Origin of the sequence: Paraburkholderia sp. (assembly GCF_034668105.1) — a bacterium.
In the GTDB taxonomy this organism is placed as follows: domain Bacteria; phylum Pseudomonadota; class Gammaproteobacteria; order Burkholderiales; family Burkholderiaceae; genus Paraburkholderia.
Genome location: NZ_JAXDPY010000530.1, coordinates 1 through 2,619, shown reverse-complemented (window position 1 = coordinate 2,619; position 2,619 = coordinate 1). Strand labels below are relative to the sequence as shown.

At 63.8% G+C, this 2,619-nt stretch carries 2 protein-coding genes; both read left to right on the top strand.

Features of this window, described 5'->3' with window-relative positions; genetic code table 11:
• Positions 1-922 (top strand): cell division protein FtsA (gene ftsA / locus QOC89_RS23695; RefSeq protein WP_323047244.1); only part of this gene is annotated, 922 nt, incomplete at its 5' end.
• 132 nt (positions 923-1,054) lie between these two features.
• Positions 1,055-2,260, top strand: coding sequence for a cell division protein FtsZ (gene ftsZ, locus QOC89_RS23690; RefSeq protein ID WP_323047243.1), 1,206 nt, complete (start codon positions 1,055-1,057; stop codon positions 2,258-2,260).
• The last annotated feature ends 359 nt before the right edge of the window (positions 2,261-2,619 follow it).

Below are 2,619 nucleotides of genomic sequence, written 5' to 3'. Positions count from 1 at the left end.
GCAGGCCGATGTCGCGCGTGTGATCGAAACGGCGAAAGCGATCAACATCCCGACCGACCAGCAGGTGCTGCATATCCTGACGCAGGAATTCATCATCGACGGTCAGGAAGATGTGCGCGAGCCGATCGGCATGAGCGGCATCCGGCTGGAAGTGAAGGTGCATATCGTCACCGGCGCGGTGAGCGCGGCGCAGAACATCGTCAAGTGCGTGCGTCGTTGCGGGCTCGAAGTGAACGATCTGATCTTGCAGCCGCTGGCGTCGTCGCTGGCGGTGCTGACGGAAGACGAGAAAGAACTCGGCGTGGTGCTGGTCGATATCGGCGGCGGCTGGACGGACATTGCGATTTTCAGCGAAGGCGCGATTCGCCATACGGCGGTGATTCCGATCGCCGGCGATCAGATCACGAGCGACATCGCGATGGCCTTGCGCACGCCGACGCCGGACGCGGAAGACATCAAGGTCGACTACGGCATTGCGAAGCAGGCCTTGGCCGATCCGGACGAAATGATCGAAGTGCCGGGTCTCGGCGAGCGCGGTCCGCGCACGCTGTCGCGCCAGGCGCTGGCGGCGGTGGTCGAGCCGCGTGTCGAAGAACTGTTTTCGCTCGTGCAGCAAGTGGTGCGCGAGTCGGGTTACGAGGAACTGCTGAGCTCCGGCGTGGTGCTGACCGGCGGCGCGTCGATGATGCTCGGCATGGTGGAACTCGGCGAGGACATTTTCCTGAAGCCGGTGCGCATCGGCGTGCCGGAATACGCAGGCGGTCTGGCTGACGTGGTGCGTAACCCGCGTTATTCGACGGCGATGGGCCTGCTCGTCGAAGGGCGCTCGCAACGGATGCGCGGCCGCAAGGTCGCGGTGCAGTCGGGGTCGATGGGGCAGGTCTTCACGCGCATGAAAGACTGGTTCCTCGGCAACTTCTGACGAATTTTGGGTTTGAACGGTTTTACCTGAATACGCGCCGGTGCCGGCGGCTTGCGCGCGACAGGAGGTTGCCCGATCTCCTGCCGAATAACGGCCGAAGTGGCTGTAATTTTTTATCTTGACGGAGGCAACATGGAATTCCAGATGCTGGAAACCGAAACGAACGGCACCATCATCAAGGTGATCGGAGTAGGTGGCGCTGGCGGCAATGCCGTTCAGCACATGATCAACAAAGGCGTGCAAGGCGTCGACTTCATCGTGATGAACACGGACGCGCAGGCGCTGTCGCGTTCGCGCGCCTCGGCGGTGATCCAGCTCGGCAATACGGGTCTGGGCGCCGGCGCGAAGCCGGAAATGGGCCGCGCGGCAGCCGAAGAAGCACGTGAGCGCATCGCCGACGCACTGCGCGGCGCGCACATGGTGTTCATCACCGCCGGCATGGGCGGCGGCACGGGCACGGGCGCAGCACCGGTGGTCGCGCAGATCGCCAAGGAAATGGGTATCTTGACTGTTGGCGTGGTCAGCAAGCCGTTTGAATTCGAAGGCGGCAAGCGGATGCGCGTCGCAGAAGCGGGTTCGCAGCAACTGGAGGATCACGTCGACTCGCTGATCGTCGTCCTGAACGACAAGCTGTTCGAGGTGATGGGCGATGACGCCGAGATGGACAAGTGCTTCCAGTGCGCTGACGACGTGCTCAACAACGCGGTAGCCGGCATTGCGGAAATCATCAACGTCGATGGTCTCGTGAATGTCGACTTCGAGGACGTGAAGACGGTGATGGGCGAGCAGGGCAAGGCGATGATGGGCACGGCCACCGTAGCCGGCGTCGATCGCGCGCGGCTTTCGGCCGAACAGGCCGTCGCCAGCCCCTTGCTTGAAGGCGTTGATCTGTCGGGCGCGCGCGGTGTGCTCGTCAACATCACGTCGAGCCGGTCGTTGCGTCTTTCGGAAACGCGCGAGGTGATGAATACGATCAAGAGCTACGCGGCAGAAGACGCGACCGTCATTTTCGGCGCCGTCTACGACGACGCGATGGGCGATGCGCTGCGCGTGACCGTCGTCGCAACGGGCCTCGGCCGTTCGGTCGCGAGCGCTGTGAAGAAGCCGCAGGCGACGCCGATGACGCTGCTGCGCACCGGTACGGACAATCAGCCGGTAGGCGCGGCGCAACACGGGCACGCTGTGACGCACGCGACGTCGGCCGATTACGGCGCGCTCGATACGCCCGCAGTCTGGCGCAACTCGCGGGAGACGGCTGCCTCGCATGTGCAGGCGCTGCAGGAAAAGGGCGTTGACACCTACGACCTTCCGGCATTCCTGCGCAAGCAAGCGGACTGACGCGTGCGGCGTGCATGAAGTCGCCGCGCGCATTGCGCGAGCAATATGCGCGTGCATGGGCTCGCGCGGGCTGAATGCCACAAAAGCCGCCGAAACCACGGTAACCACGGTAACCGTGGGAATGGCCGTGGCATCAGAAAATGTTCGCCGTAGGGCGAAAGGTTGGCGTATAGCGGGAAGCCGCGGCGCCCGGTGAAGCACGTTTGACGACGGCGTGGTCAAGGCGCCGTACGTCGAGCGGGGCGAACTGCCGACTCGGCGAAGGCCGCCGGCGGCGACACGCCGCCAGTTGCAAAACGCTCGGGTGTTGCGCCCAAGCAACGGCCGTTGGTTCGTCTGTTACGGTTTATAGCCGACAG